This is a genomic window from Methylobacterium sp. WL120, from assembly GCF_008039465.1.
In the GTDB taxonomy this organism is placed as follows: domain Bacteria; phylum Pseudomonadota; class Alphaproteobacteria; order Rhizobiales; family Beijerinckiaceae; genus Methylobacterium; species Methylobacterium cerastii.
In genome coordinates this window covers 1-1,444 of sequence record NZ_VRUT01000329.1, presented here as the reverse complement: position 1 = coordinate 1,444, position 1,444 = coordinate 1, and the positions used below count along the sequence as shown (strand labels likewise).

General features: G+C 73.0%; 1 protein-coding gene. It reads left to right on the top strand.

Features of this window, described 5'->3' with window-relative positions:
* A partial coding sequence (locus tag FV229_RS26805) for an RluA family pseudouridine synthase (RefSeq protein ID WP_147754811.1) occupies positions 1-1,056 on the top strand: 1,056 nt, incomplete at its 5' end.
* Positions 1,057-1,444 lie beyond the last annotated feature (388 nt).

The window sequence follows — 1,444 nt, the reverse complement described above, 5'->3', positions numbered from 1 at the left end:
GCGCCCGTCGAGGGCCCGACCCGGCGCCAGCAGCGCGCGGCGGCCTCGGCGACGCTCGCCTCCGGCGTTCAGACGCTCACCGTCGAACCCGACGAGGCCGGGATGCGGATCGACCGCTTCCTCACGGCCCGCTTCCCGCAGCTGCCCTTCGCCCGCGTGCAGAGCATCGTCCGCAAGGGCGAGCTGCGCGTCGACGGCCGGCGTGCCAAGCCGAACGACCGGCTCGAGCCGGGCATGGCCGTGCGGGTGCCGCCGCTCAAGCTCGACCAGCCGGCCGACCGCCCGCGCAACCCGGTCCGCGACCAGGACGACGCCGAATTCATCCGCTCGCTGGTCCTCTACGAGGACGCGGACATGATGGTGCTGAACAAGCCCTTCGGCCTCGCGGTGCAGGGCGGCTCAGGCACCGTCCGGCACGTGGACGGGCTGCTCGAGGCGCTGGCCGGCCCCGACGGCTCGAAGCCGCGCCTCGTCCACCGCCTCGACAAGGACACCGCCGGCTGCCTCATCGTCGCCAAGACCCGGGTCGCGGCGGCGACGCTCGCCAAGAGCTTCCGCTCGCGCGCGGCGCGGAAGATCTACTGGGCGCTCACCGCCGGCGTGCCGCGCACGCCGCAGGGCCGGGTCTCGACCTACCTCGTCAAGGAGGAGCCGACCGACGCCGACGCCCGCATGCGAATCGCCCAGCACGGCGAGGAGGGCGCAACCCACGCGCTGACCTACTACGCCACCGTCGACCAGGCGGCGCAGAAGGTGTCGTGGCTGTCGTTCAAGCCGGTGACGGGGCGGACCCACCAGCTGCGCGCGCACGCGGCCCATATCGGACACCCGATCGTCGGCGACCCGAAGTATTTCTCGGTCGAGAACTGGGCGCTCCCCGGTGGCATCCAGAACCGGCTCCACCTGCTCGCCCGCCGGATCGTGATCCCGCATCCGCGCACCGGCAAGCCGATCGACGTGAGCGCGCCTCTGCCGCCGCACATGGCGCAGAGCTGGAACCTGCTCGGCTTCGATGCCGCCCGCTACGACCCGATCGTCGACGCGCCGGAGGCGTGAGGCCAAATCGGCGACGCGCCGGAGGCGTGAGGCCAAATCGGCGACGCGCCGGAGGCGTGAGGCCAAATCGGCGACGCCCCGGAGGCGTGCGGCCAAGCGTTCGTGATCGCGAAGGCGGCCCGCGCGTCGTGCTCTGCGGCGGCGCGAGGGTTGGCAACCGCCCCGCGAGGCTCATATCCTCGAACGGGAGCGAAGCGCCGGCCCTTCGCTGCGCGCGACCGAGCCTAACTCGACCCCCGAGCCTAACTCGACCCCGTGGTGAGACCCGATCGACATGAAGCTCACGACGCTGGCCTGCCTCGCCGCCCTTTGCGTGATCGGTCCCGAGACCCTCGCGATTGCCGCCCCGGCTGCGGCCCCGGGCGCCCAGGCGCAGCCGTCGCTCGGC